22 protein-coding genes are annotated in these 24,405 nt (G+C 59.0%); 15 read left to right on the top strand and 7 right to left on the bottom strand.

What is annotated here, in order from left to right:
• Nucleotides 1-49 precede the first annotated feature (49 nt).
• The 5 genes from ntrX to dusB form a co-directional block, all read right to left on the bottom strand.
• Entirely contained in the window at nt 50-1,459 is a 1,410-nt protein-coding gene (gene ntrX / locus ACR0LF_RS01500) for a nitrogen assimilation response regulator NtrX (protein WP_480573922.1), read from the bottom strand.
• Entirely contained in the window at nt 1,456-3,720 is a 2,265-nt protein-coding gene (locus ACR0LF_RS01495; RefSeq protein WP_480573919.1) for a sensor histidine kinase NtrY-like, read from the bottom strand. The genes ntrX and ACR0LF_RS01495 overlap by 4 nt, the downstream gene beginning before the upstream one ends.
• A gap of 123 nt (nt 3,721-3,843) precedes the next feature.
• The gene (locus ACR0LF_RS01490) at nt 3,844-5,211 is read right to left on the bottom strand and encodes a response regulator (protein ID WP_480573916.1); all 1,368 of its coding nucleotides are present in this window, start codon (nt 5,209-5,211) and stop codon (nt 3,844-3,846) included.
• Nucleotides 5,211-6,299: a two-component system sensor histidine kinase NtrB gene (locus ACR0LF_RS01485; RefSeq protein WP_480573913.1), complete on the bottom strand. Its 1,089-nt coding sequence runs from the start codon at nt 6,297-6,299 to the stop codon at nt 5,211-5,213. The genes ACR0LF_RS01490 and ACR0LF_RS01485 overlap by 1 nt, the downstream gene beginning before the upstream one ends.
• Nucleotides 6,296-7,279 (bottom strand): tRNA dihydrouridine synthase DusB, encoded by a 984-nt coding sequence (dusB, locus tag ACR0LF_RS01480; protein ID WP_480573910.1) that lies wholly within the window; start codon nt 7,277-7,279, stop codon nt 6,296-6,298. Before dusB ends, ACR0LF_RS01485 begins: the two co-directional genes overlap by 4 nt.
• A gap of 182 nt (nt 7,280-7,461) precedes the next feature.
• Here dusB and ACR0LF_RS01475 point away from each other — a divergent pair, with 182 nt between their 5' ends.
• From ACR0LF_RS01475 to ACR0LF_RS01445, 7 genes are all read left to right on the top strand, one after another.
• Complete coding sequence (locus tag ACR0LF_RS01475) at nt 7,462-8,592, top strand: bifunctional 2-C-methyl-D-erythritol 4-phosphate cytidylyltransferase/2-C-methyl-D-erythritol 2,4-cyclodiphosphate synthase (protein ID WP_480573907.1); 1,131 nt, start codon at nt 7,462-7,464, stop codon at nt 8,590-8,592.
• A complete protein-coding gene (locus ACR0LF_RS01470; RefSeq protein ID WP_480573904.1) occupies nt 8,589-9,086 on the top strand; it encodes a phosphatidylglycerophosphatase A family protein in 498 nt (165 codons plus the stop codon). The genes ACR0LF_RS01475 and ACR0LF_RS01470 overlap by 4 nt, the downstream gene beginning before the upstream one ends.
• Entirely contained in the window at nt 9,083-9,559 is a 477-nt protein-coding gene (locus tag ACR0LF_RS01465) for a CinA family protein (RefSeq protein WP_480573901.1), read from the top strand. Before ACR0LF_RS01470 ends, ACR0LF_RS01465 begins: the two co-directional genes overlap by 4 nt.
• A gap of 197 nt (nt 9,560-9,756) precedes the next feature.
• Nucleotides 9,757-10,938: an ammonium transporter gene (locus ACR0LF_RS01460; protein ID WP_480573898.1), complete on the top strand. Its 1,182-nt coding sequence runs from the start codon at nt 9,757-9,759 to the stop codon at nt 10,936-10,938.
• 141 nt (nt 10,939-11,079) lie between these two features.
• Nucleotides 11,080-11,760 (top strand): orotate phosphoribosyltransferase, encoded by a 681-nt coding sequence (locus tag ACR0LF_RS01455; RefSeq protein ID WP_480573895.1) that lies wholly within the window; start codon nt 11,080-11,082, stop codon nt 11,758-11,760.
• Between the two features lie 225 nt (nt 11,761-11,985).
• Complete coding sequence (locus ACR0LF_RS01450) at nt 11,986-13,476, top strand: replicative DNA helicase (RefSeq protein WP_480573892.1); 1,491 nt, start codon at nt 11,986-11,988, stop codon at nt 13,474-13,476.
• Between the two features lie 123 nt (nt 13,477-13,599).
• On the top strand, nt 13,600-14,646 hold the full coding sequence (locus ACR0LF_RS01445) for a Hint domain-containing protein (protein ID WP_480573889.1): 1,047 nt from the start codon (nt 13,600-13,602) through the stop codon (nt 14,644-14,646).
• A 46-nt stretch (nt 14,647-14,692) separates the two neighbouring features.
• Here ACR0LF_RS01445 and ACR0LF_RS01440 read toward each other — a convergent pair whose 3' ends face one another.
• Complete coding sequence (locus ACR0LF_RS01440; protein ID WP_480573886.1) at nt 14,693-15,232, bottom strand: GNAT family N-acetyltransferase; 540 nt, start codon at nt 15,230-15,232, stop codon at nt 14,693-14,695.
• Nucleotides 15,233-15,474: 242 nt separating this feature from the next.
• On the opposite strand from ACR0LF_RS01440, the gene alr reads away from it, so the two are divergent.
• From alr to ACR0LF_RS01405, 7 genes are all read left to right on the top strand, one after another.
• Nucleotides 15,475-16,509: an alanine racemase gene (gene alr / locus ACR0LF_RS01435; RefSeq protein ID WP_480573883.1), complete on the top strand. Its 1,035-nt coding sequence runs from the start codon at nt 15,475-15,477 to the stop codon at nt 16,507-16,509.
• Nucleotides 16,506-17,288 (top strand): MlaE family ABC transporter permease, encoded by a 783-nt coding sequence (locus tag ACR0LF_RS01430; RefSeq protein WP_480573880.1) that lies wholly within the window; start codon nt 16,506-16,508, stop codon nt 17,286-17,288. The genes alr and ACR0LF_RS01430 overlap by 4 nt, the downstream gene beginning before the upstream one ends.
• Complete coding sequence (locus ACR0LF_RS01425) at nt 17,285-18,031, top strand: ABC transporter ATP-binding protein (protein ID WP_480573877.1); 747 nt, start codon at nt 17,285-17,287, stop codon at nt 18,029-18,031. The genes ACR0LF_RS01430 and ACR0LF_RS01425 overlap by 4 nt, the downstream gene beginning before the upstream one ends.
• A gap of 450 nt (nt 18,032-18,481) precedes the next feature.
• Nucleotides 18,482-18,934 (top strand): paraquat-inducible protein A, encoded by a 453-nt coding sequence (locus ACR0LF_RS01420; protein WP_480573874.1) that lies wholly within the window; start codon nt 18,482-18,484, stop codon nt 18,932-18,934.
• 150 nt (nt 18,935-19,084) lie between these two features.
• Nucleotides 19,085-19,867 carry a DNA repair protein gene (locus tag ACR0LF_RS01415; protein WP_480627475.1) on the top strand — a complete coding sequence of 261 codons (783 nt, stop codon included), beginning with the start codon at nt 19,085-19,087 and terminating at the stop codon, nt 19,865-19,867.
• Nucleotides 19,868-19,988: 121 nt separating this feature from the next.
• Nucleotides 19,989-21,353, top strand: coding sequence for a DNA repair protein RadA (gene radA / locus ACR0LF_RS01410; protein WP_480573868.1), 1,365 nt, complete (start codon nt 19,989-19,991; stop codon nt 21,351-21,353).
• 40 nt (nt 21,354-21,393) lie between these two features.
• Nucleotides 21,394-21,987 (top strand): CvpA family protein, encoded by a 594-nt coding sequence (locus ACR0LF_RS01405; protein ID WP_480573865.1) that lies wholly within the window; start codon nt 21,394-21,396, stop codon nt 21,985-21,987.
• A gap of 63 nt (nt 21,988-22,050) precedes the next feature.
• On the opposite strand, the gene ACR0LF_RS01400 is transcribed toward ACR0LF_RS01405, so the two are convergent.
• Complete coding sequence (locus ACR0LF_RS01400; RefSeq protein WP_480573862.1) at nt 22,051-22,203, bottom strand: hypothetical protein; 153 nt, start codon at nt 22,201-22,203, stop codon at nt 22,051-22,053.
• Between the two features lie 440 nt (nt 22,204-22,643).
• Between ACR0LF_RS01400 and purF the strand changes: the two genes are divergently transcribed.
• A complete protein-coding gene (gene purF, locus ACR0LF_RS01395; RefSeq protein WP_480573859.1) occupies nt 22,644-24,167 on the top strand; it encodes an amidophosphoribosyltransferase in 1,524 nt (507 codons plus the stop codon).
• Nucleotides 24,168-24,405: the final 238 nt, after the last annotated feature.

Here is a 24,405-nt window from a genome sequence, read left to right as displayed (position 1 = left end):
CCGCCCCTCTAAAGGATCAGGCCCTGACTGAAGCCATCCGACCGGCAGATTACTCTGCCGGTTCGGGTTCGTCGATCTGCGCCACCCGCGCGCCGGATTTGTTCGAAGTGACCACGCCCAGCGACTTCAGCTTGCGGTGCAAAGCGCTGCGCTCCATCCCCACAAAGCTGGCCGTCCGGCTGATATTGCCGCCGAACCGGTTGATCTGAGTCAGCAGATACTCCCGCTCAAAGGCTTCGCGGGCTTCGCGTAGCGGCAGGGTGGCCAAAGCACCCGACAGAACAACGCGGCCGGTGTCTTCGGCTTTTTCCTCTTCGTTTGGCAACTCGCGCGCTTCGATCGGACCGGTGCCGTCACCCAGGATCAGAACCCGCTCGATCAGGTTCTTCAGTTGGCGAACGTTGCCGGGCCAGGTCATTGTCTGCAGCAGAGCAATCGCTTCTTCCGACATCTCCCGGATCGGCAAACCCTGCGTTTCATTGCACATTTCGATGAAATGCTGTGCCAGAACCGGAATATCCTCGCGGCGATCTTCCAGCGATGGAACCGTGATCGGCACAACATTCAGACGGTGGTACAGTTCTTCGCGGAACCGCTCGGCGGCGATTTCCTCATCCAGATCCTTGTTGGTCGACGAGATCACCCGTAGATCCACGCGCACCTTGTCGGACCCGCCAACGCGCTGGAATTGCTGATCCACCAGTACCCGCAATATCTTTGACTGCGTGCCCAATGGCATGTCAGCGACCTCGTCAAAATAGACTACGCCGCCATGTGCTTCTTCCAACAGTCCGGATTCCACGCCGCGTTCCGATGATTCCCGTCCGAACAGAACTTCTTCAACGCGCTCTGGCTCGATCCCGGCGCAATTGACCGTAACGAACGGTGCGTTGGCACGATTGGAATGCGCATGGATATAACGGGCGGCGATTTCCTTGCCCGACCCGGCCGGCCCGCTCAGCATCACGCGGCCATTGGACTTGGTCACCTTGTCCAACTGCCCCTGCATGGCGCGGAACGAGGCAGACTTGCCGATCATGTCGGAGTTGTTGACCTCTTTGCGCTTCAGAGACGCATTCTCACGACGCAGGCGCGAGGTCTCCATTGCGCGGCGGATCACCACCATCAACTGGTCAATGTTGAAGGGTTTTTCGATAAAGTCATACGCGCCCTGCTTGATCGCGGCGACGGCGATTTCAATATTGCCGTGACCGGAAATGATAACCACCGGTACATCAGGGTTGTCGCGTTTCACCGCCTTGAGAATATCGATCCCATCCATACGGCTGTCTTTCAGCCAGATATCCAGGATCAACAGCCCCGGTGGCTCGGAATTGATTGACGCCATACACTCGTCCGAGTTCGCCGCCAGCCGGGTTGAATAGCCTTCGTCCTCCAGAATGTCGGACACCAGCTCGCGAATATCGCGTTCGTCATCTACGATCAGAATGTCGCTCATCTTTGGCCTGCTTTCAGTTTGTTGGTTCTAATTGCCTGCTTCTGTGGCGCAGCGGTTGGGGAAATACTGGTCCCCGGCAAACGGATCACGGCCATCGCGCCGAAATGGTCCTGTCCGTCAAATACGGGCGCGTCTTCAAGGGTCAGCGCACCGCCATGCTCTTCTATGATTTTTTTGACGATGGGCAGGCCCAGCCCGGTCCCTTCGTCGCGTGTCGTCACGTAAGGTTCAAACAGCCGCGCCCGGTCTTCCGGCAGGCCGATTCCGTTATCCGCAATGGTGATGACCGTACCCGCGTCATCGCTGGAAACCTCAACTCTGACCTGCGGCCTGAGGTTGTCCGGAGCCCCTTTTTCTTTAAGGGTTACAATTGCTTCTCCGGCGTTCTTGATCAGGTTCGTTAGCGCCTGATTCAACATGGTCGCATCCACATCCGCCATGATCGGCTGCTGCGGATATTTTGCGTCGATCTGCACATCCGGCTGACCCGCCTGCTGCAACAGCACCGCTTCGCGCACCAGATCGACCAGGTTTTCCTCGCGGCGCTCAGGCTCTGGCATCCGCGCGAATTTCGAGAATTCATCCACGATACGCCGCAGATCGTTGGTCTGGCGCACGATCACTCCCGTCATCGACTCGAGGCTATCGCAATCCTCTTCGTCCAGCTTGCGGGCGAACTTGCGCTTGATCCGTTCCGCGCTCAGCTGGATCGGGGTCAGCGGGTTCTTGATCTCATGCGCAATGCGGCGGGCCACGTCGCCCCACGCCGCCATGCGCTGCGCGCTGACCAGATCGGTCACGTCATCAAAGGCCACCACATAGCCTTCCAGACCACCGTCTTCGCCACGGCGGATGGCCATGCGCACCAGCAGGTTTTCCAGTCGACCCTTGCGGGTCACCTTGATCTCGCCCTGAACGGCCTCTTGTCCGCTGTCTTTCAGGCTTTCGAAAAGCGGCAGAAACTCGGGCACAGCGATACCAATCGCCAGATGCTCTTCGCCCCGCGACCAATCCAGCAGCCGTTCGGCCGAGCGGTTCACGAAGGTTACGCACCCCTCGGGATCGACCCCCACAACACCCGATGTAACCGAGCTGAGCACTGAATCGAACAGGCGGCGCCGACTTTCAATCTGTTGCGTGTTTTCCAGCAGCGTGTCCCGCTGCCCTTTCAACTGCCGGGTCATCTGGTTGAAATACCGACCCAGCATCGCAATCTCGTCATCGCTGGCCTCTTCGATGACCTGAACGCTCAGGTCCCCGGCCCCTACGCGCTGCGCCGCCGTGGTCAATCGCCCGACCGGGCGCGACAGGCGTTCGGCGAACCACATGCCAAGAGACATCGCGGCAAGGATCAGGATCAGCGCAAAGCCCAGATAAAGCAGGCCGAACTCAAACAGCACCCTGCCACGTTCGCTCTCCAACTGTTGGTAGAACTGCGCCGTTTCTTTGGTGTCGTCCAGCAGCGTCAGCAACTGACCGTCCACTTCACGGCTGACATAAAGATAGCGGTCCAGATAGGCGGTCAGAGGTACCAGCGCGCGAAATTCATTGTTCGGCCAGTCGGCGATGATCAACAGCCCTTCATCGGTCGCCTCAGCCATCTGCTCGGGTGTCGGTGCTTCGTAGTTGAACAGATAAGACCGATCCCCGCGCGACTTGATTTCACCGCCGCCGTCGATGACGTAAGCTTCGCGCAGCCCGCGCTGGATCTGGGCCTGCCCTTGCGCCAGCACTTCGCGAAGCTCGGCATCCGAGATGTAGAAATCAAGTGTCCGAGCATTGTCCAGATAACGCGCCAGCACAGACGCATCCTGCACCAGACCCCGGCGGTGTTCCTGCTCATAGGCTTCCGCCGCCGTCAGGGACGATCCCACAACCTGCCTCACCCGATCCGAGAACCAGCCTTCAAGACCGATATTCACGGTCAGGCCCGCAAAGATCGCCACGGTCACGGTCGGCACCAGAGCCAGCAGCGTAAACGCCCCGATCAGACGCAAATGCAGGCGCGAACCTGCCGATTTGGCCCGACGCGCCGCAATCAGGCTGCCCACCTGGCTGAGCACCAGCGCCGCGACAACCAAAACATAGACGAGATCGGCCAGCAGAATCAGCCGCAGGGTCGGTGCCGTCGCACCAAGATCAAATGGGCCAATGACAAGATAAGTGGCCAATGCCAGAACAGGCCCCATGAGGACCAGCCCAAAGGTGCCGAAATTGCGCAGTTTCCGTGATTTACGCCATCGACTAATCGATAGGATCATCCCGCTCTGTGCTCGGGTTGCCACCGTCTGCCCTCATCCTGATGTGCCGCTTGCGCGGCGTACCGCCATATATCGTGATCTTTTCCCAACAGATGCCGGGATGCCACGGTTTGTGTGGCGATATTACATCAGTTTGCGTCGGCGTGTCACCTGAATATCGAGATCTGTAATCTTTTTTCGCAGCGTATTTCGATTGATTCCCAGCAAATCGGCACATTTCGCCTGATTTCCGCCAGTTGCATCCAATGCGATCTCGATCAACGGGGCCTCGACTTCGCGCAAAATGCGCTGATAGAGGCCGGGGGGTGGCAGAATATTGCCATGCAAATCGAAATACCGCCGCAAGTGACGTTCCACCGAAGTCGAGAGTTTTTCGCGCTCGCCCCCACTTAGAATCGGTTCTGCCTCGGGCTGGCTGCCCAACACCATTTCCACTTCGGGCTTCGAGATTTCATCGGCCCTGCTCGTCAACCCCAACCGACGGACGGCGTTTTCCAACTGCCGAACATTTCCCGGCCAGGAATAGCGCCGCACCAACTCTACCGCCTCGGGACTTAGCCAGCGTTTGGTGCCGCTTTCCCGCTCTTCCCGCGCCAGAAAGTGCTCGGCCAACAGCGGAATATCATCCACCCTTTCGCGCAAGGATGGCACGTGGATCGTCGCCCCGCAGAGACGATAATACAGGTCCTGACGGATCCGACCACTTTCCATCCCTTCGGTCAGGTCCGACTGGCTGGTGGCCATGAAACGCGGAACATGGTCGCCCGGAGTATCCATCATCCGAACGATGCGGGCCTGAACCTCATCCTCGATATCCGCGATTTCGTCTATCAGCAGCGTGCCCCCACGTACGCGCGCCATCACACGGGCCGGTCCTTCCAGATCCCGCAGATCAGCGGCCGTGACGGTGACAAACGGCAAGGTGCGGCGATCGGAGAAGTCGTGAATAGCCCGCGCAATCAACGACTTGCCCGTCCCACTTTCACCAGAAATCATTACGGACAAGTCTGTGTTCATCACCCGCGCCACCAACCTGTAAAGCGCCTGCATCACCGGCGTGCGACCAACCAGAGGCAATTCTTCGGGGCGCTCGCTTGCGCCTTCAACAGGCACTGGTTGCGCACGCTGTTTCTGATCCAGTGCCCGTGCCGTACGCTTCATCAGATCCGGCAGGTCGAAAGGTTTCGGCAGATAATCGTAAGCGTCCGCCTCGGTGGCCTGAATCGCCGTCATGATCGTGTTTTGTGCCGAGATCACAATCACCGGCAAACCGGGTCGGTCCTCGGCGATCTTCGGCAGCATCTCAAGCCCGTTTCCATCCGGCATGACAACGTCCGAGATCACCACATCCCCTTTGCCCTCGCTGACCCAGCGCATCAGAGTGGTCAGCGATGAGGTCGCGTGCACCTTGCATCCGGCACGCGTGAGGGCCTGTGTCAGAACTGTGCGGATTGTGCGGTCATCATCCGCAACCAGTACGGTGCCATCCATCAGGTGCTCTCCTTGTTGTCCTCAATTGCATCTCGCGGCGCGCGGCGCAGCGACAGTTTGAATACCGTGCGCCCCGGCACGGACTCGGCCGAAATCCAGCCGTCATGGTCCGAGACGATCTTGCTGACCAGCGCCAGCCCCAGACCGGTGCCGTTTTCCTTGCCCGATACAAACGGGTCGAAAATATCGCTGCGGATTTGTTCAGGCAGGCCGGGACCATCATCGATAATCTCGATCTGCAAAGGCAGCGAATGACCCGATCCGTCACTGCGGCGCAGCCGGAACGAATGTTCGAAATACGTGCGCAGGCGGATCGTTCCGCCCTGCGGGCCCGCAGCCTCGGACGCGTTCTTAAGCAGGTTCAGGATCACCTGAAGAAACTGATCCGTGTCGCCGTAAGCCAACGGCAGTGACGGGTCGTAATCTTCGATGATTGTCATGTCCGCGCCGAACCCCAGCAACGCCGACCGCCTTGCGCGATCCAACACATCGTGGATGTTGACCGGTTTGAAATCGGGTTTTTGCAGATTTCCGAATTGTTCGACCTGCTCTAACAGCTTCACAATCCGACGACTTTCAGCAACAATAAGGTCTGTTAATTCAAGGTCTTGCGGCGGTATATTCATGCTCAGAAGCTGCGCTGCACCAGTGATCCCAGCCAGCGGGTTCTTGATCTCATGCGCCAGCATCTCGGCCATGCCGATCGCCGATTGTGCCGCCGATTTGACCGTGTTTCCCCGCGTCATCCGACCTGCCAGTTCGCGGGGTGATATGATCATGATCATGGACCCCGGATGACCGACCAAAGGTGCTATCTGCAACGCGCATTGCAGCGGAGCCCGATTTCCTGACCCAACATCCACATCGTTCACGAACAAAGGCGTGCCCTGCCACCGTGCGCGCTCAAATGCTTCTTCCAGAGGCGCGTCCACGGCGATCTGATCCCAAACCGGATGGCTGATAACCGATTTGCGTGACGCATTCAGAAACCCCTCACCTGCCGAATTCACATCCGAAATGCGGTCGCTTTCATCAATGATGAACGCCGGAACCGGCAGAGAGTTCCAGATGCTGGCGTTGGAGTTCATGCCGCCACCTCGCCCGCGTCGCTCAACGCATCTGCCAACAGGCGCAAAACTTCATCCGTATCGCGTGAGGTCAGAACTGCCCGGCGCAGGGGCGCAGGGGTTGCGGCCTCGTCCATATACCAACCCAGATGCTTACGAGCGACGCGCAGGCCCAGATCGGTGCCATAGAATCCAAGCATCGCCTGATAATGCGCGCGCACCATGTCGATCAGATCACCTCCGGTTGGAATGTCGGGCGCATCCGCCCCATAGAGGTCATGACAAATCTGCGCCAACAGCCACGGCTTGCCCTGAGCGCCACGGCCTACCATCACCCCATCCGCACCAGATTGCGTCAACGCAGTCCGCGCGGCGGCAGTATCCACAATATCACCGTTCGCGATGACCGGGATCGACACAGCCTCTTTTACCGCCCGGATTGCATTCCAATCGGCACGCCCCTTGTAGAACTGGCAGCGTGTGCGGCCGTGAATCGTGACCATCTGAATGCCCGCCTCTTGCGCGCGGCGCGCCACATCCGGAGCGTTCAACAGGTTGTCGTCCCATCCCAACCGGGTTTTCAGCGTAACGGGTACGTCAACCGCGTCGACAACGGCTTCGATCAAAGTCAGCGCGTGATCCGGTGTCTTTAAAAGGGCCGAACCAGAATAGCCGTTCGTCACCTTCTTGGCCGGGCACCCCATGTTGATGTCGATCACCCGCGCGCCTCGGTCGGCGACCTGACGCGCGGCCTCGGCCATCCAATGCGCCTCGCGCCCGGCCAACTGCACGGCGGTGTTTTCCACATCTGCGGAAAGTTCCGCCCGTTCGCGCACACCCGGCTTGGCCTGCACCATTTCCTGGCTGGCGACCATTTCGCTGACCACCATCCCCGCGCCAAAACGCATCACCAGATCGCGAAACGGGCGATCGGTGATTCCGGCCATGGGGGCCAGCAGAACAGGCAGTGTTACGTCCTTGTCGGCGAGGTGCAAAGTCAACGTGCTTAATCCTTGGGCAGTTGCGGTTTTGATATCGTTTTCTGCGCATATGAACAACAAAACGGCGCGCAACAAGCCCGCAAAATCATCACTTGCCTAATTTTTCATCACTTTACCATGGGTGATTGCCTCTGCATTCACCGCCGCCTAAACAAAGCCCATCACGAGGAGAGCCAGCACTCATGACAACAGCCGCCATAATAGTTGCCGCCGGACGCGGTCTGCGGGCCGGGGGTGGCGTGCCGAAGCAGTGGCGCAAGCTTGCTGGCCGAAGGGTGGCTGATTGGACCATAGATCGGTTCCGTGGACAGGTGGACCACATTGTCTTGGTGCTGTCCGATGACGACACCCAGGCATGGGATGAATTCCGTGAAACAGGCCTGATCCTCGCGTCAGGCGGCACAGACCGAGCAGGGTCCGTGCGCAACGGGCTGGCAGCGCTGGCGGACCGGGATATACAGCGCGTTTTGATCCACGACGTGGCGCGGCCTTGCGTGACAGCCCGCATCATTCACGACGTTCTGAGCGCCTTGGCCTCTCATCCGGCGGCAGCACCCGGTTTGGCGGTGACAGACGCCCTGTGGGTTGGGCAGGACGAGGTGGTGACCGGCACGCAGGATCGCAGCAACCTGTTTGCAGCTCAGACGCCGCAAGGGTTTCACTATGGTGCCATCACCGCCGCCCACGCAGGCCATCCCGGCGGCGCTGCGGATGATGTCGAGGTTGCACGGGCCGCGGGGCTCGACGTTTGCATCGTTCCGGGCGATGCGGACAATCTGAAAATCACCCGACCCGAGGATTTTACCCGGGCGGAACGCATTATGGGAACGAATATGGATGTGAGGCTGGGCAACGGGTACGACGTGCACCGTTTTGGCGACGGGGATCATGTGATCCTTTGTGGTGTGAAAGTGCCGCATGATCGCGGTTTACAAGGGCATTCGGATGCCGATGTCGGAATGCACGCGGTCACCGATGCGATCTATGGCGCACTGGCACAGGGCGATATCGGGCAGCATTTCCCCCCTTCGGACCCGCAGTGGAAAGGTGCTGCCAGCGAGATCTTTCTACGCCACGCGGTCGAGTTGGCGGGGCAGATGGGATACAGCATCTCGAATGTCGATTGCACGCTTGTCTGCGAATATCCGAAGATCGGTCCACACGCACCAGCTATGCGGGAAAAGATGTCTGAAATCATGGGCCTGCGCGCCGATCAGGTCTCGGTCAAGGCCACCACGTCCGAGCGTCTGGGCTTCACCGGTCGCAGTGAAGGCATCGCCTCTTTGGCCACAGCCTGTTTGGTGAAGGCATGAACGCGGCGCAAGTGATCGGGACTGTCGGCGGTGTGGGCTATCTGCGCCCTGCCCCCGGCACTTGGGGATCGCTGGTGGCGCTGCCGATGGTCTGGGTTCTGCATACGCTGGGTGGGTTTCCGCTGCTGGCGCTCGCAACGGTCGTTGTTTTTGTCGGTGGCTTCTGGGCCACTCGAGTGATGACCCAAGGTCAGGACGATCACGACCCCTCTGAAATTGTCATTGATGAGGTCGCAGGCCAGTTCATCGCGCTCTGGGCGATTTCATATCCGTCCTGGGCGCATGGGATCGACATTACCGCCCTCTGGCCCGGTTGGATCGCTGGGTTCCTTCTGTTCCGCCTGTTCGACATCACAAAACCCGGCCCGGTTGGTTGGGCTGATCGTCGCGGCGACCCGATGGGCGTGATGCTGGACGACGTCATCGCGGGTGTTTTCGCAGCTATCGGAGTGATGATTCTGGCAGCAATAGCACACGGAGTTCTGGGCCTGTGACCGTGACCGAACTGCTGGACCGCGCCAAGGCGCTAGGCATGATGATCGCCACCGCAGAAAGCTGCACCGGCGGCATGGTCGCTGCAGCCCTGACCGATATTCCCGGCAGTTCGGCAGTCGTGGATCGCGGTTTTGTCACCTATACCAACGCGGCCAAACAGGACATGCTGGGCGTTCTGGCAGCCACGCTTGACGCCTATGGCGCGGTTTCCGAAGAGGTCGCCCGCGAAATGGCCGAAGGCGCGTTGCGCAACTCGCGCGCACAACTTGCCGTCTCGATCACGGGCATCGCCGGGCCGGGCGGATCAGAATTCAAACCCGAAGGGCGCGTGTGTTTCGGGCTGGCAACAGACGGACAGCCGACGCATGTCGAAACCATCGAATTCGGTGCCCTTGGCCGCGACGCCGTGCGGAGCGCAGCGCGGGATCACGCGCTGATGCTGCTATACAAGGCCCTTTCCGCAAACGCCTAAACTTTCAGCACCTCGCACCTGAAACCGCTGCAATTAACATCAGTTGAAAAAAGGCCGCCAAAACAGGCATCTTTTTTCGCCTTGCCTCTTTTTTCTCCATCCGACGGTGGCTTGAAACAAGCCACACCACTCGCAAAGCGCCGGTCCGTGCCGAGTTTTCACGGACCGGCGCACTCATTCGGAAGGGAGAACGGCCCATGAACGGAGCCGATACAGCCTGGATCATCGTTGCAACCGCACTGGTCCTATTCATGACTTTGCCGGGACTTGCCCTGTTCTATGGCGGGCTTGTGCGTGCCCGAAACGTGCTCAGCGTGTTCATGCATTGCTTTGCCATTGCCTGTTTGATGAGCGTTCTGTGGCTGGTCGCAGGGTACTCCATCGCTTTCGGCCCCGGTGAAAGCGGGCTTTGGGGTGGATTGGGCAAAGCGTTCCTGAACGGCGTCGATGTGGACAGCCTTGCAGGCACCCTGCCTGAAATCCTGTTCTTCGCCTTCCAGATGACCTTTGCCATCATCACCCCGGCCCTGATCGTTGGGGCCTATGTCGAACGCGTCGGCTTTGGCTTTGTCCTGACCTTCTCGGCCCTTTGGATGTTGCTGTGCTATGCGCCGGTTGTGCACTGGATCTGGGGCGGAGGAATGCTGGCCGATGGCGGCATTCTGGGTGAAATCGGCGTGCGCGACTTCGCAGGTGGTATCGTTGTGCATGAAACCGCTGGTCTGGCGGCCTTGATCATCGCGGTGATACTCGGCCCGCGCCGCAATCGCACGACACCGCCGCACAACCCCGGCTATGTCATGGTTGGCGCTGCGATGCTTTGGGTCGGCTGGTTCGGCTTCAACGGTGGTTCGCAACTGGCCGCTGATGGCGGGGCCGCGATGGCAATGACCGTCACGCATCTGTCTGCCGCCACGGCTTCGCTGACCTGGGCCCTGTGGGAACGTATCCGCTTTGGCAAGGCCTCGATGGTCGGTCTGGTGACCGGCACGATCGCGGGTCTGGCCTCGATCACTCCGGCGTCGGGCTTTGTGGGGCCGGTTCAAGCGCTGATCATCGGCGCCGTGGCTGGCGTACTGTGTCAAGAAGCCGTCAGCGTGGTGCGCAACAAGCTGAACATCGACGACACGCTGGATGTGTTTGCCGTGCACGGTGTCGGCGGCATCTTCGGCACACTCATGATCGCTCTGTTTGGCCTCGGAACCTGGACCGCGCAGTTGGGCGGGCTGGTGATCGTGGGTGCCTTTACGGCAGTTGTCACATTTGTGCTGGTCAAACTGGTTGCACTCCTCACCCCGCTTCGCGTAGACGCCGAAACCGAGACAAACGGGCTCGACCTCTCGGTACATGGTGAGCGGGCCTATGACATGAGCAGTTAAGCCCACCTTGGCTGCCCATCGCCCGCAAGGGCTAAAGCGGACCTCATTTCGGGGTCCGCTTTTCTTTTGCCGACCTCTCGACTCCGGCCCAAGGGTCAGGCTATCAGCCCGCAACGTGTTTTCAGCCCCGAGGTTTGCGCCATGATCCCCAGTTCCTTTCCCGACAGCACCGAAATCGCCCGCCTGACCGCGCGCATGCTGCTGGAGATCAAAGCCGTCCACTTCAATTCGCGTGAGCCCTTCACACTGGCCAGCGGCCTGCCCAGCCCGACCTATATCGACTGCCGCAAGCTGATCTCGTACCCGCGCATTCGCTCGACCCTGATGGATTTCCTGACCGTCACCGTGATGCGCGAGGCCGGGTTCGAAGCCTTCGACAACATCGCAGGTGGCGAAACCGCAGGCATCCCCTTTGCCGCCATGGTGGCCGAGCGTATGGCGCTGCCGATGACCTATGTCCGCAAGAAGCCCAAAGGCTATGGCCGCAACGCCCGCATCGAAGGCGCGATGAGCGAGGGTGAACGCGTTCTGCTGGTCGAGGACCTGACCACCGATGGCGGTTCGAAACTGTCCTTTGTCGATGCGATCCGCGAAACTGGCGCGACCTGCGGACACACCGCCGTCATTTTCTACTATGGCATCTTCCCCGAGACCGAGAAGACGCTGGGCGATCATGGTGTAAAGCTTCACTCGCTCTGCACGTGGTGGGATGTTCTGGCCGAAGCCAAAGCGCAAAAGGCCTTTGACGAAGAGACCCTTAGCGGAGTTGAGGCCTTTCTGAACGATCCGCGCGGCTGGCAAGAGGCCAATAAACCCACGTAAACCTCTTGTGGAGGGATTGGGGATAAGCCCGAAAGAATCGGCCAGTTCACCACGATATCTGGTGACTTTTCCTGCAATTCCTACATAATAAGCCACGCATACACAGGCATCCAAGCGGTCTGGAAAGTTATCCCTAGGCTTTACCCCAAGTTAGCCACAGGTATTTCCAGATAGCTTGCGATAGCGTTTCGCGTGTAAAACCTCGGAACGGGCAGCGGGGACAAAATGAACGAGATCAGCAGTATCGAGCAGGCGGCAGCACAGATTCAAAATGCCGAAACCATGCCGCATTCCATTGAGGCCGAACAGCAGCTTCTGGGCGCGATTCTGACGAACAACGACCTGTATGACCGGGTCGCCTCGATCATCGGGGCCGAGCATTTCTATGATCCGGTCCATGCCCGTATCTATGAAGTTGCCGCCACACGCATCGCCAAGAATGCGCTGGCCTCGCCTGTAACGCTGAAATCCTTCATGGCAGAGGATGAGGGCCTGAAGGAACTGGGTGGACCTGCCTATCTGGTCAAACTGGCCGGGGCCTCGATCAGCGCCTTTGCTGTGCATGACTATGCCCAGATGATCTATGACCTCGCCATCCGACGCGAGCTGATCCGGCTGGGCCGGGACATCTCGGACAAGGCGGCGCGGGTCGATGTGTCCAGCGAACCAAAAGAACAAATCGTCGAGGCCGAGCAACAGCTTTATCAGTTATCCGAGCAGGGCCAGACCGAACAGGGGTTTCAATCCTTCCTCAAAGCGGTCACAGAAGCCGTCAACGTCACCAACGAGGCCTACCAGCGCGGTGGCGGCATGGCGGGGATTTCCACCGGTCTGGCCGATCTCGACAAGCAGTTGGGTGGCCTGCACCCGTCCGACCTGATCATTCTGGCCGGGCGTCCGTCGATGGGGAAAACCTCTCTGGCAACCAACGTGGCGTTCAACGTGGCCAAGGCGTACAAGCGCGGCACTAAGCCCGACGGGTCCGAGGGTGCAATTGATGGCGGCGTCGTCGGGTTCTTCTCATTGGAGATGAGCGCTGAACAGCTTGCAGGCCGGGTTCTGGCCGAAGCCTCCGAAATTTCCAGCCACAAGATCCGTCAGGGCGACATGACCGAGGCCGAGTTCCGCCGCTTCGTCGACGCGGCCAAGGAACTGGAAGCCTGCCCTCTGTTCATTGACGACACCCCGGCCCTGCCGATCTCACAGTTGGCTGCGCGAGCGCGCCGTTTGAAACGGACACACGGGCTGGATCTTCTTGTAATCGACTATCTGCAACTCTGCCGTGGCATGTCCGACAACCGCGTCAATGAGATTGCCGAAATTTCGATGGGCATGAAGGCCATTGCCAAGGAACTGAATATCCCGGTGGTCGCTCTCTCACAGCTTTCCCGTCAGGTCGAAAGCCGCGACGACAAACGCCCGCAACTGTCCGACCTGCGGGAATCGGGCTCGATCGAACAGGACGCCGACGTTGTGATGTTCGTGTTCCGCGAGGAATACTACAAAGAACGCGAAAAGCCCGGCGATCACGAGCTGGAAAAGATGGAAGAGTGGAAGCAAGCGATGGAACGCCTGCACGGCAAGGCCGAGGTCATCGTCGGCAAGCAGCGTCACGGCCCCATCGGCACGGTCGAGCTGTCCTTCGAGGCACAGTTCACCCGGTTCGGCAATCTGGTCAAACCCTGGCAACAGGGCGGCGAAATCGAAGGTTATTGATCGCAACTGGCAAGCGTGGTCGGGACTTCCTATGCCTTGCGCTTTGTTGTTTTCCTCTGCCGGTGGTAGAATAATGCTATCATTCGCGCAAAACGCGCCGTTCCCGTCTGGAGACAATCAGATTTGCCCGCGATCATTTCGGAAATCAGATATCGCAACGGTCCGAATTTCTCTCCGAATGAGGATTTCATAGAAATCCGTGTTCCCACTGGAACCGATGTCACCGGCCTTCAGGTTGACGTGTACAACTCCAATGGCTCAGTCCGCAGTTCGACAGATGTCGACAACGGTACGATGACCACCGTGGGCGGTTTCGACTATTACGTGATATCGGCCCGTATCAACCGTTTCGGGGCTGTTTCTCTCTCGGACAATGGCTCGGTCCTCAGCTTTGTGTCTTTTGACGCCCAGGTGACAGCGACCCAGGGTCCGGCCAGCGGCCAGACCTCGACCCAGATCGGCAGCAACGGCACTGACGATACCTCTTCGCTATCATCGACGGACGGAGTGAATTTTGTAGAGGACCCTAATCCCAGCCCCGGCGCGCCCTGTTTCACTTCGGACACCCTGATCCTGACGGACCGTGGGCAAGTCAGAGTTCAGGACATCAGCCCCGGCGACAGAGTCATGACGACCGAGGGCAGTGAAGCAACGGTTCGCCTGGCTCTATCCCGATCCCTGCGCCAGTCGGAACTTTTGAAAACCCCCGAACTGCGTCCGGTCCGCATCCTGGCCGGAGCTTTGGGCCACAGTCTGCCACGTCGGGACCTGTTGGTCTCGCGACAGCACAGAATGCTGGTCCGCTCGGACATAGCACAACGGATGTTTGACACGCGGAACGTATTGGTCTCGGCCATCCGGTTGACGGGCATGCCCGGCATTTATGTGGATTGTGACGCGACGCAAGTGACGTACCACCACCTTGTCTTTGACCGCCACGTGGTTCTGTTTGCCGAAGGCGCCCCAAGCGAAAGCCTGTTCACCGGGCCCGAGGCGCTCAAATCCCTTCCTCCGGAGGCGTTGCGCGAGATTCTGCAACTGTTCCCGGGCCTGAACTGCCATCGGGGCATGGACCCTGCCTGCTATATCCCCAGCGGTAAAAGGCAGAAAAAGCTGGTGGCCCGGCATGTACGAAACAGCAAGGCGATTATAGATCACCCCCTGTTCTAGGCGATGGAACCGTGGCCGTGGATCAGGGTGAAGCACCCGCCTTGGTTTACCAGAGCGACGGATTATTCAGGGCGGAAACGCATTGCGATGGGCCTTTCAATGGTTCCAGTTCCCCACCGTCCAGCGCCTGCCCCAACCAGCCGTGCGGATGGCTGAGTTTCAACGGAGGTTGCACGACATCTTCAGTGATCTGCGCAAAGCCGGTTTTACAATAATAGGCCGGATCGCCATAGGTCAGCGCCACATCCACACCGGATGCACGCAAACGATCCAGACCATAAGAAATCACCGCCTGCCCGACACCCGTTTTCTGAGTATCTGTTCTGACGGCCATGGGCGACAGGATGAACACGTCACGCGTATCCTGCGGAAACGTCAATTGGGAAAAGATGGCGCAGCCCAGCAGTTCCTGATCTTGATGCGCGGTGCACACCAGTAAATCTTCGGGCTGTGTGCTTGCGATCAACTCCCGCACGAACGCCCCGATAACCGCGCCTTCTTCCGCCCCTTCCGATGCAGCAAAGACCTCCGCAAATAGAGTGACGATGTTTGACGGGTCTGGCGTCAATCCGGTCGAAAAATCCATGACTTCCTCAATTTCTGATGGTCCGCCCTTCTTGGCGTCAGTGCGGAACGATCCGGTTCTCAAGATCGCTTTAACATCGTTGTGAAGACAATCCCCAAAACGACCAGCGACAGCGGCAAGTTGCCGAATCCTCCTTATTCTTTGGTGTTTTCCGCCACAGGTGGCGAAACACCGGCATAATCCGCTAGGTAAATGCACCATTCCCTCTTGACCTTGGACGGCGCAATGGCATGAACAGTGCCATGAGTACTGCACGTTTGACGATCAATCTTCAGGCGCTCGCCAGCAATTGGCGGGCGCTCGACGCGAAAACCGGGGTCGAAACCGGCGCCGTGGTCAAGGCCGATGCCTATGGGCTTGGGGCCGGGCCTGTCAGCAACGCGCTGGCCGAGGAAGGCGTTCGCAAATTCTTTGTGGCCGCCGCCGAAGAAGGCGCTGCCGTGCGCGAAGCGGTTGGCCCCGGTCCGATGATCTGCGTTTTTTCAGGGCATATGGAAGGCGACACAGACCTTCTGCGGGCCCATGATCTGACACCGCTTGTCAACTCGGCTGAGCAGTTCAAGCGCCATACCGAGGCTCTGCCCGACCACGCATTTGGTATCCAGCTGGACAGCGGCATGAACCGTCTGGGTCTCGAGCCCGCCGACTGGGCCGAACTGCGCCCGCAGGCCGAGGCTCTGAAGCCGGTCGTCGTCATGTCTCATCTGGCCTGCTCCGACGAACCGGACCACCCGATGAACCAGCAGCAGCTAAAAACCTTCCGCGAGATGACCGAAGGTGTCACCGCGCCTCGGTCGCTGGCCGCGACGGGCGGTACATTTCTGGGCCCCGAGTTCCATTTCGATTTCTGCCGTCCAGGCATCGGGCTTTATGGCGGCATGCCCTTTGCCGGGGCAAAACCGGTTGTCACCGTCGATCTGCCCGTCATTCAGGTGCGCGCTGTGGCCGTCGGTGAATCTGTCGGTTACGGCAACAGCTGGGTGGCCCGGCGGCCGTCTCGGATCGCTACCGTTGCGGCGGGCTATGCAGATGGCCTGCATCGCGCCATCGGTGGCGGCATCGACGCCTTTGCTGGCAATCAGCCCTGCCCGGTGGTCGGCCGCATCTCGATGGACCTGATCACGGTGGACGTCACCGACCTGCCGAATGACCCGGAGCGGCTGCGCATTCTCAACGGTCATCAGACCGTCGACGATCTGGCAGAAGCTGCCGGTACAATTGGCTATGAAATTCTGACATCAATGGGCAATCGCTATTCGCGGGGCTACGTGGAATGAACCCAATCACCGCGCTCAGGGGGCTGGGCCGCGCCGTGCTGAACCTGCTGGCGGCCTTTGGCCGGGTGGCACTGTTCGCACTTGATGCCATCTCGCATATTCTGCGCCCGCCCTTCTATCCGCGCGAATTTGGTATGGCCCTGCTGAACATCGGCTGGCTGTCCCTGCCCGTGGTCGGCCTGACCGCGATCTTCACCGGCGGCGCACTGGCGCTGCAAATCTATGCCGGCGGCGCGCGCTTCAACGCCGAAGCCGTAGTGCCCCAGATCGTCGCAATCGGCATGGTCCGCGAACTTGGCCCGGTTCTGGTCGGCTTGATGATCGCCGCCCGTGTGACATCCTCCATCGCGGCCGAGATCGCCACGATGAAAGTGACCGAACAGATCGACGCGCTGGTCACGCTGTCGACCCACCCGATGAAATACCTGACCGCCCCGCGCGTACTGGCGGCACTGATCACCGTGCCCGCTCTGGTCGCCGTGGGTGACGTCATCGGCATTGCCGGGGGCTACACCGTCGCCACCCAAAACCTGGGCTTCAACCCGGCGGCCTATCTGAAAAACACGGTCGATTTCCTTGAAACCCGCGACATCGTCTCATCGCTGGTCAAAGGCGCGGCCTTTGGTTTGATCGCGGCCATCATGGGCTGTTACTACGGCATGAATTCGGGCCGCGGTGCACAGGGCGTGGGCCGCGCCACCAAGGGCTCAGTCGAGGCCGCCGCCGTGCTGATCCTGGCTGCAAACTTCGTTCTCACAGGGGTATTCTTCTCGCTATGATCCGGATGGAGAACGTACAAAAAGCCTTTGGTGACAACCACGTGCTGCAAGGCATGAACCTTGAGATCCCCAAGGGCACCTCGATGGTCATCATCGGCGGTTCGGGCACCGGCAAATCGGTCGCTCTGAAATGCATTCTGGGCCTGATCAAACCCGATAGCGGTATGATCTATGTGAACGGCAAAGACGCCAGCAAGGGCGACCGCGATGCGTTTCTGGCCCGGTTCGGGATGCTGTTTCAGGGCGCTGCCCTGTTTGACTCGCTGACCGTCTGGCAGAACGTCGCCTTCCGCCTGTTGCGTGGATCGTTGAAGCGCCCGGCCGAGGAGGCGCGTGAGATTGCCATCGACAAGCTGCGCCGCGTCGGTCTGAAGTCCAACGTCGCCGACCGTTTTCCAGCCGAGCTGTCAGGCGGGATGCAAAAACGCGTCGGCCTCGCCCGCGCCATCGCCGCCGAGCCCGAGATCATCTTTTTCGACGAACCCACCACCGGCCTCGACCCGATCATGTCCGGCGTCATCAACGACCTGATCCGCGAGATTGTGACCGAGATGGGCGCCACCGCGATGACCATCACCCACGACATGAGTTCGGTCCGTGCGATTGCCGACAACGTCGCAATGCTGCACGGAGGTGTCATCCAATGGACCGGTCCCGTCGGGCAGATGGACGCCTCAGGTGATCCTTATGTCGAGCAGTTCATCAGCGGGAGCGCGGAGGGGCCGATTGAGGCGGTGCGGTGATCGAATACATCGCAAAACACATTGCCTTTTATGGTTGGCCTTTGTGCTGGGTTTTTGCGGTTTATGTTGCGATCCGCAGCTATTCTCGTTTCAGAGTACTTTCGATTGTTATCTTACTAGCTGTGTTGGACATAGTATTAGTCTTGTTCTACCAAATCGGATCATCCGCTTTGTTGTACGAATTGTTGTCGACGTGGCCCCAAGCCAGATTTTTCGCTATAGCTATGTGGTTTCTAGAAAACTTGATCGTTTACATGGCAGTCATAGCGCTCATTCTTTTCCAACGCCAGAAAATAGGGCTGAATTGGCTCGCCAGAAAGCTAAGTATAACATTTGTATTGATGGGTCCCCTCATTGCATGGTTTTGCGTGAAAGTCCTTCCACATGCGGAGCCACCTAGTCTCTAAGTTTGGTCAACGTTTCGGTTCATTGTTTGGAGTGGTTTTAACCGTGACTCTCCGCCTCGCCACCCTCTCCCTCCTGATCCTCTACCCCATCGCGTGGTTCGCCCCGCTGATGCGCGCGGGGTTCCTCCCGATCTTCGGTCTCAGCGAAATCAGTGTCATCACCGGCCTCCAATCCCTCTGGAAATCCGACGTTTTCCTCGCGCTGGTCGTCACCATCTTCGCCCTCTTCGCGCCCTACATCAAAACCATCGGCACCGCGCTGATCCAATGGAACCTGCTGGACGCTCGCGTCCAACCCGCGCTCAACATCCTTGGCAAACTGGCCATGGCCGACATTTTCCTGATCGCGCTTTACATCACGCTGGCCAAAGGCATCTCTTACGCCACCATCGAAACCGCATGGGGTCTCTACCTGTTCACGGCCTGCATTCTGGCCTCCATCGTGCTTGGCCATATTACAGAGATGACATCCACTTCACGAAAACCTCAGACCTAATTGATTGAAAACACAAAGCTAAGTATCATCTTTATATTTCGAGCAGTTAAGAGTTGTAGTTTTCGGGTCCGCAGCGGATCGCCCTAAGTTGTTTGATTTTCCTCCGCTTCGGCCCGGTGTGTACCGGTTTGAAGAAGGAGTACGACGATCATGGCCGCCCTCCACAACATTACATTGCAATTTCAGAATGCCTTTTTAAGACTGACTTTTTTACTGATCTGCATGGCCGCCTTACTGGCCGTTTCAGCCACTCTTTTATCCGCTTTGGGCGTGTTTCCCTGGCTGTCGATGCAGGCCGGGTTCGGCAGTGGACCGGTGACAGATGCCGGGATGTACATCCAGATCGGCCTGACCGTGCTGATTCTCATGCTGGCGTTTTACCTGCCTGCCAATGCCCGGATGATGGCCTTGGAAAACAACCATCGCAAATTCGCCCTCAATATGTATGACATCGCCGAAGCGTATCAGATGGCCCATGCCGCCGATCGCGGCGGGCTGTTCATGATGTCTTCCGAATTCGACGCGGTTAAAGAACGCATAGGGTTTCTGCGTCAGCACCCCGACTTGCAATCGCTCGAGCCTGAGATTCTCGAACTGGCCGCGCAGATGAGCCAGATCAGCCAAGAACTGGCCCAGACCTATGGCGATGCGAGGGTCGACCGCGCGCGGATGTTCCTGCAACAACGGCAGGAAGAGATCGAGCTGTTCCAGCAACGGCTGGAAGAGGCTCAGGTCATCCAGAACGAATTGCGCCAATGGACGCGCGATGTGGAAATGGAAGAGACCATCGCCAAGTCGCAACTGGCACGCCTGCGGGACGAATTGTTCGAGCTTTTGCCCGAACTGTCGACCCAATTGCACGCACCGCGCAGCGACAAAACTTCCAAGGCGTCCAGTGTCGTTGCCATGTCCCCCCCTCGGGCGGCGGAATAGGCGCGTCAGCGCCCGCTGCGAACGATGGCCCATCCGGGCCTGAGCCTGCAGCGTGCCACCGGCGGTGAGGAAAGCCCGCAAGGGCTTGAAGAACCGCCCAAGCTCGGGCACGAAGTGCGTCATGGCAAAGACGACTTCTTTCTCCTGCTCCGCCTGCGGCGCGACACATACACGGTGGTCCGGGCGCTGCGACGGTTGCGGCGAATGGAACACCATAGTTCAGGACGTGCCCCTTTCGGCTGGCCCAACCAAGAAATCCCTCGGCGGCAAACGCGGCCAGTCCATCGCACTCACGGATTTGTCGACCGAGGAAACCCCGCCGCCCCGAACCCTCTGCGGGGTCGAAGAATTCGACCGCGTGTTGGGAGGTGGCTTGGTCCCGGCCTCTGCACTTCTGGTGGGCGGGGATCCGGGTATCGGTAAATCCACGCTGCTGCTGCAGGCCGCCGCCCGTTTCGCCCGTGCCGGCGTCAAAACCATCTATGTCTCGGGCGAAGAGGCCAGCGCTCAGGTCCGGATGCGCGCACGTCGTCTGGGGCTCGAGGACGCTCCGGTGCAGCTCGCCGCCGAGACCAACCTGCGCGACATCCTCACGACGCTTGAGGCGGAAAAGCCTGGTCTGGCGATCATCGACTCGATCCAGACCATGTGGGCCGACAATGTGGATAGCGCACCGGGATCGGTGTCGCAGGTCCGCGCCGCTGCGCATGAATTGACCACCTTTGCAAAACGGCACGGTGTCTCGATCATCATGGTTGGCCACGTCACCAAGGAAGGCCAGATCGCAGGCCCCCGCGTGGTCGAACACATGGTCGACACGGTGCTTTACTTCGAAGGCGAACGCGGCCACCAGTTCCGGATTCTGCGCGCGGTTAAGAACCGTTTCGGCCCCGCTGACGAAATCGGTGTGTTCGAGATGACTGGCAAGGGACTGGCGCAAGTCACCAACCCTTCGGCCCTGTTCCTGTCGGAACGCGGCAAACCCAGCCCCGGTTCCGCTGTATTTGCCGGGATCGAAGGCACGCGGCCTGTCCTGGTGGAACTGCAAGCCCTCGTCGCCCCCTCCCCGCATTCGCAGCCGCGCAGAACGGTTGTTGGATGGGATAGCGGTCGGCTCGCGATGATCCTCGCCGTGCTCGAAGCGCGCTGTGGCATCCCCTTTGCGGGCCTCGATGTCTATCTGAACGTTGCCGGAGGGCTGAAAGTCGGCGAACCCGCCGCAGACCTCGCGGTTGCCGCTGCGCTCCTCAGCGCACGCGAAGACACGGCCTTGCCCGCCGATACCGTCGTTTTCGGAGAAATCTCGCTATCCGGGGCACTTAGACCCGCCCCGCAGACAGAAAACAGGTTGAAAGAAGCGCAAAAACTTGGTTTCACAGCGGCAATTGCTCCGGCAGGCGGCAAAACCGGTACTGTGGCAGGTCTGACACTCACCCGACCCTCTGATTTGGTTGGGTTTGTTGGCGAAACCTTCGGAGCAGGTTAAAGTCGCGCCTTGAGGGGCAGAAAACGAACAGGCGAGGGCCATGGAAGGTTTTACAATAATTGACGGGGTCGTCGCCCTGATCATCGTGGTGTCGGGCCTGCTGGCCTACTCACGTGGTTTCATGCGCGAGGTTCTGGCCATCGCGGGCTGGGTCGCGGCAGCGATCCTTGCGTTCATCTTTGCGCCGCAAGCCGTACCGCTGGTCAAGGAAATCCCGGTTGTCGGAGATTTCCTGCGCGACAGTTGCGAGCTTTCGGTCATCACCGGTTTTGCCGCAGTCTTTGCCATTGCTCTGATCGTGGTCAGCATCTTCACACCGCTGTTTTCATCCCTTGTGCAACGTTCGGCCCTGGGTGGTCTGGATCAGGCGCTTGGGCTGTTCTTCGGCATCGCGCGCGGCATCCTTTTGGTTGCAATCGCCTTCTTTGTTTACGACACCGTGATGACCGGGCAGTCGTACACCATCGTTGATGAAAGCCGCTCGGCCAAGGTGTTCGAACAGTTCAGCAGCCAGATCGAAGAGCAGAACCCCGAAGCCGCTTTGGGTTGGGTCACAGCGCAATATGAAGAACTGGTGGCAAGCTGCACGGCAGGAAGCGAACAGCCTGCGACCACGGCCCCGGTCGAAGGTTAAAAACCGCTCACCATGTGGGAAACGAAAGCCCGGCACTGCCCGGGCTTTTTTGTTGCGCAAGGATCAGACGAACCCTTCTCCGCCGCAAACCGTGCAGCGAATGGTTTTCAGGCCGAAACACCCATCGCACCGGCTGGAGATCGGTTTGCCGTGAATGTCACGGCTTTTGACCACTTCGCCTGCGCCATTACAAATCTGACAGGGCGCGCGCCCCATTCCCCGGCACCGATGACACCGCTGCTTGATCCGTTCTGGTTTGTTCTTTTTGGGCCTATCCTGCCACATTCAGGTCCTCTGGGCGCTGTACCGATCCTTACCTGCACATATTCACTAGCATGACAGCATAAATGACTGCCCATGTCATCACCTTCGAAAGACCACGCAGCCCCTCACAATTTTGACCTGCGGCAAAAAGTGATTGTGATCCTTTGATGACAGCCACGCCAATAGGCATTATGTGGAAGCCAACCCGCCACGGAATCGGAGCCACCGATCTTGTTCTTTCTGTACGAATGCGCGCTGGCCGTAGTGATGTTCGCCCTATTGGCGTCATGTTCACCTGCTACCAAAACACCTGCGCACGCCTTAAAGACGATCCGATACCGAAAAGCGGTCAATCCTCAGATCAAATCGTCATAGAAGTTGGAGCCCCGTAAATGTGTGGGATTTTGGGAATCGCAAGCCGGACACATGATGTGTTTGCCGAGATCTATGACGGTCTGCTGATGTTGCAGCACCGGGGCCAGGATGCCTCGGGGATCGTAACCTATAACGGCGAGTTCTTCCGCGAAAAAAAGGCCAACGGTCTGGTCAAGGATGTGTTCAACGCCCAAGATGCCGAAACCCTTCTGGGCCATGTCGGAATGGGTCACGTTCGTTATCCCACCGCCGGATCGCTTAGCGCAGCTGAGGCGCAGCCGTTCTTTGTGAATGCGCCCTATGGCATCTATCTGGTTCACAACGGCAACATTACCAACACGGCTGAACAGCGCGAGAAGGTCACTGGAAAATACAGCCGCCATCTGCGCACCACGTCGGATTCCGAAATCCTGCTGAACGTGCTGGCCGACAAGGTTGCCGACGCGATCAAGGTGAACGGCAATGGCGAACCCATTCGCAATCTGTTTGCCGGCGTGAAAATGACGATGGAACGGGTGCAGGGAGCCTATTCCGTGATCTGTCTGGTGGCAGGCGTCGGCATGCTGGCATTCCGTGATCCGTTTGGCATTCGCCCTCTGTCGGTCGCCAAACGCTCGGTGGATGGCGACGGCGACGATTATGCCTTTGCCTCGGAAGACGTGGCCTTTGGCATCAACGGCTTTGAAAAGCTGCGCGATCTGCGCCCGGGTGAGGCGATCCTGATTGATCTGGACGGCAACATGCACGAGTTTCAGGCGGTCGAGGGCAAGCTGACGCCCTGCATCTTCGAGTATGTCTACCTGGCCCGCCCCGATTCTTTGCTGGATGGTGTTTCGGTCTACAAAACCCAGATGCGCATGGGGCAGACTCTGGCCAAACAAATTCAGGAGTCCGGGCTGGAAATCGACCGAATCATTCCGGTGCCCGACAGCGCGCGCCCCGTAGCACTGGAAGCCGCCAAGATCACCGGCATCCCCTATCGCGAAGGGTTGGTCAAAAACCGCTATGTCGGACGTACCTTCATCATGCCGGGTCAGGCCGAGCGCCAGAAATCTGTCCGCCGCAAGCTGAATGCCGTCCCGCTTGAGTTTGACGGCCACAGTGTTCTGCTGATCGACGATTCAATCGTGCGCGGCAATACCATCAAAAAGATTGTCCAGATGTGCCGCGACGCCGGCGCCAAGAAAGTCTATGTTGCCAGCGCCTCACCGCCCGTGAAGTACCCGAATGTCTACGGTATCGATATGCCGACCAAGGCCGAACTGATCGCAAACGGGAAAGAGATCGAAGAGATCCGCGAAGAACTCGGCGCGGATGCGCTGTTCTACCAGCATCTGGATGATCTGATCTGGGCCGCCAAGGAAGGCAATCCCGAAATCGAAGCCTTTGACTGCTCTTGCTTTGATGGCAACTACATCACCGGCAGCGTGAGTGAGAATTATCTGGACAGTCTGGAAAACAGCAGCCGCGTAAGTCAAAAACGCGCGGACATGCAGGTTCCGGGTGGCTCTTGGAACGCAGCCAAGCTGGCCTCGGGCTAAGCTGAGGACCGGCAAGTAGACGCAAGCGGTTTCCGCTTCTGAAGGCGAATCACGGTGTCAGCACATGTGGACCGGGCAGGCCCTGCAACCCTGCCCGTTCTTAGGCGCGTTTCACTGATGAGTAAGTTTTCGCCACAACCCAACGGCGAACCCTGCGCAATCCCAAAGGCTTTTCTCAAGGCCACCGGATCGTGAAGCCACGTGTCTGGGCCACGCTTTTGTTCCCTTGTTCGTTTTG

It is taken from the genome of Ruegeria sp. E8 (genome assembly GCF_056533985.1).
Note: the sequence above shows the minus strand (reverse complement) of the source record. Positions and strands in the feature narration are given on the sequence as shown.

What these genes read in the sequence shown, in the direction of transcription:
- ACR0LF_RS01425 (WP_480573877.1), top strand. Translation starts at nt 17,285, where the DNA reads ATGATCCGGATGGAGAACGTACAAAAAGCCTTTGGTGACAACCACGTG.
- ACR0LF_RS01450 (WP_480573892.1), top strand. Translation starts at nt 11,986, where the DNA reads ATGAACGAGATCAGCAGTATCGAGCAGGCGGCAGCACAGATTCAAAAT.
- ACR0LF_RS01455 (WP_480573895.1), top strand. Translation starts at nt 11,080, where the DNA reads ATGATCCCCAGTTCCTTTCCCGACAGCACCGAAATCGCCCGCCTGACC.
- ACR0LF_RS01415 (WP_480627475.1), top strand. Translation starts at nt 19,085, where the DNA reads ATGGCCGCCCTCCACAACATTACATTGCAATTTCAGAATGCCTTTTTA.
- ACR0LF_RS01490 (WP_480573916.1), bottom strand. Translation starts at nt 5,211, where the DNA reads ATGGATGGCACCGTACTGGTTGCGGATGATGACCGCACAATCCGCACA.
- ACR0LF_RS01440 (WP_480573886.1), bottom strand. Translation starts at nt 15,232, where the DNA reads ATGGATTTTTCGACCGGATTGACGCCAGACCCGTCAAACATCGTCACT.
- ACR0LF_RS01405 (WP_480573865.1), top strand. Translation starts at nt 21,394, where the DNA reads ATGGAAGGTTTTACAATAATTGACGGGGTCGTCGCCCTGATCATCGTG.
- alr (WP_480573883.1), top strand. Translation starts at nt 15,475, where the DNA reads ATGAGTACTGCACGTTTGACGATCAATCTTCAGGCGCTCGCCAGCAAT.
- ACR0LF_RS01495 (WP_480573919.1), bottom strand. Translation starts at nt 3,720, where the DNA reads ATGATCCTATCGATTAGTCGATGGCGTAAATCACGGAAACTGCGCAAT.
- ACR0LF_RS01430 (WP_480573880.1), top strand. Translation starts at nt 16,506, where the DNA reads ATGAACCCAATCACCGCGCTCAGGGGGCTGGGCCGCGCCGTGCTGAAC.
- radA (WP_480573868.1), top strand. Translation starts at nt 19,989, where the DNA reads ATGGCAAAGACGACTTCTTTCTCCTGCTCCGCCTGCGGCGCGACACAT.
- ACR0LF_RS01475 (WP_480573907.1), top strand. Translation starts at nt 7,462, where the DNA reads ATGACAACAGCCGCCATAATAGTTGCCGCCGGACGCGGTCTGCGGGCC.
- purF (WP_480573859.1), top strand. Translation starts at nt 22,644, where the DNA reads ATGTGTGGGATTTTGGGAATCGCAAGCCGGACACATGATGTGTTTGCC.
- ACR0LF_RS01400 (WP_480573862.1), bottom strand. Translation starts at nt 22,203, where the DNA reads ATGGGGCGCGCGCCCTGTCAGATTTGTAATGGCGCAGGCGAAGTGGTC.
- ACR0LF_RS01485 (WP_480573913.1), bottom strand. Translation starts at nt 6,299, where the DNA reads ATGAACTCCAACGCCAGCATCTGGAACTCTCTGCCGGTTCCGGCGTTC.
- ACR0LF_RS01470 (WP_480573904.1), top strand. Translation starts at nt 8,589, where the DNA reads ATGAACGCGGCGCAAGTGATCGGGACTGTCGGCGGTGTGGGCTATCTG.
- ACR0LF_RS01460 (WP_480573898.1), top strand. Translation starts at nt 9,757, where the DNA reads ATGAACGGAGCCGATACAGCCTGGATCATCGTTGCAACCGCACTGGTC.
- ntrX (WP_480573922.1), bottom strand. Translation starts at nt 1,459, where the DNA reads ATGAGCGACATTCTGATCGTAGATGACGAACGCGATATTCGCGAGCTG.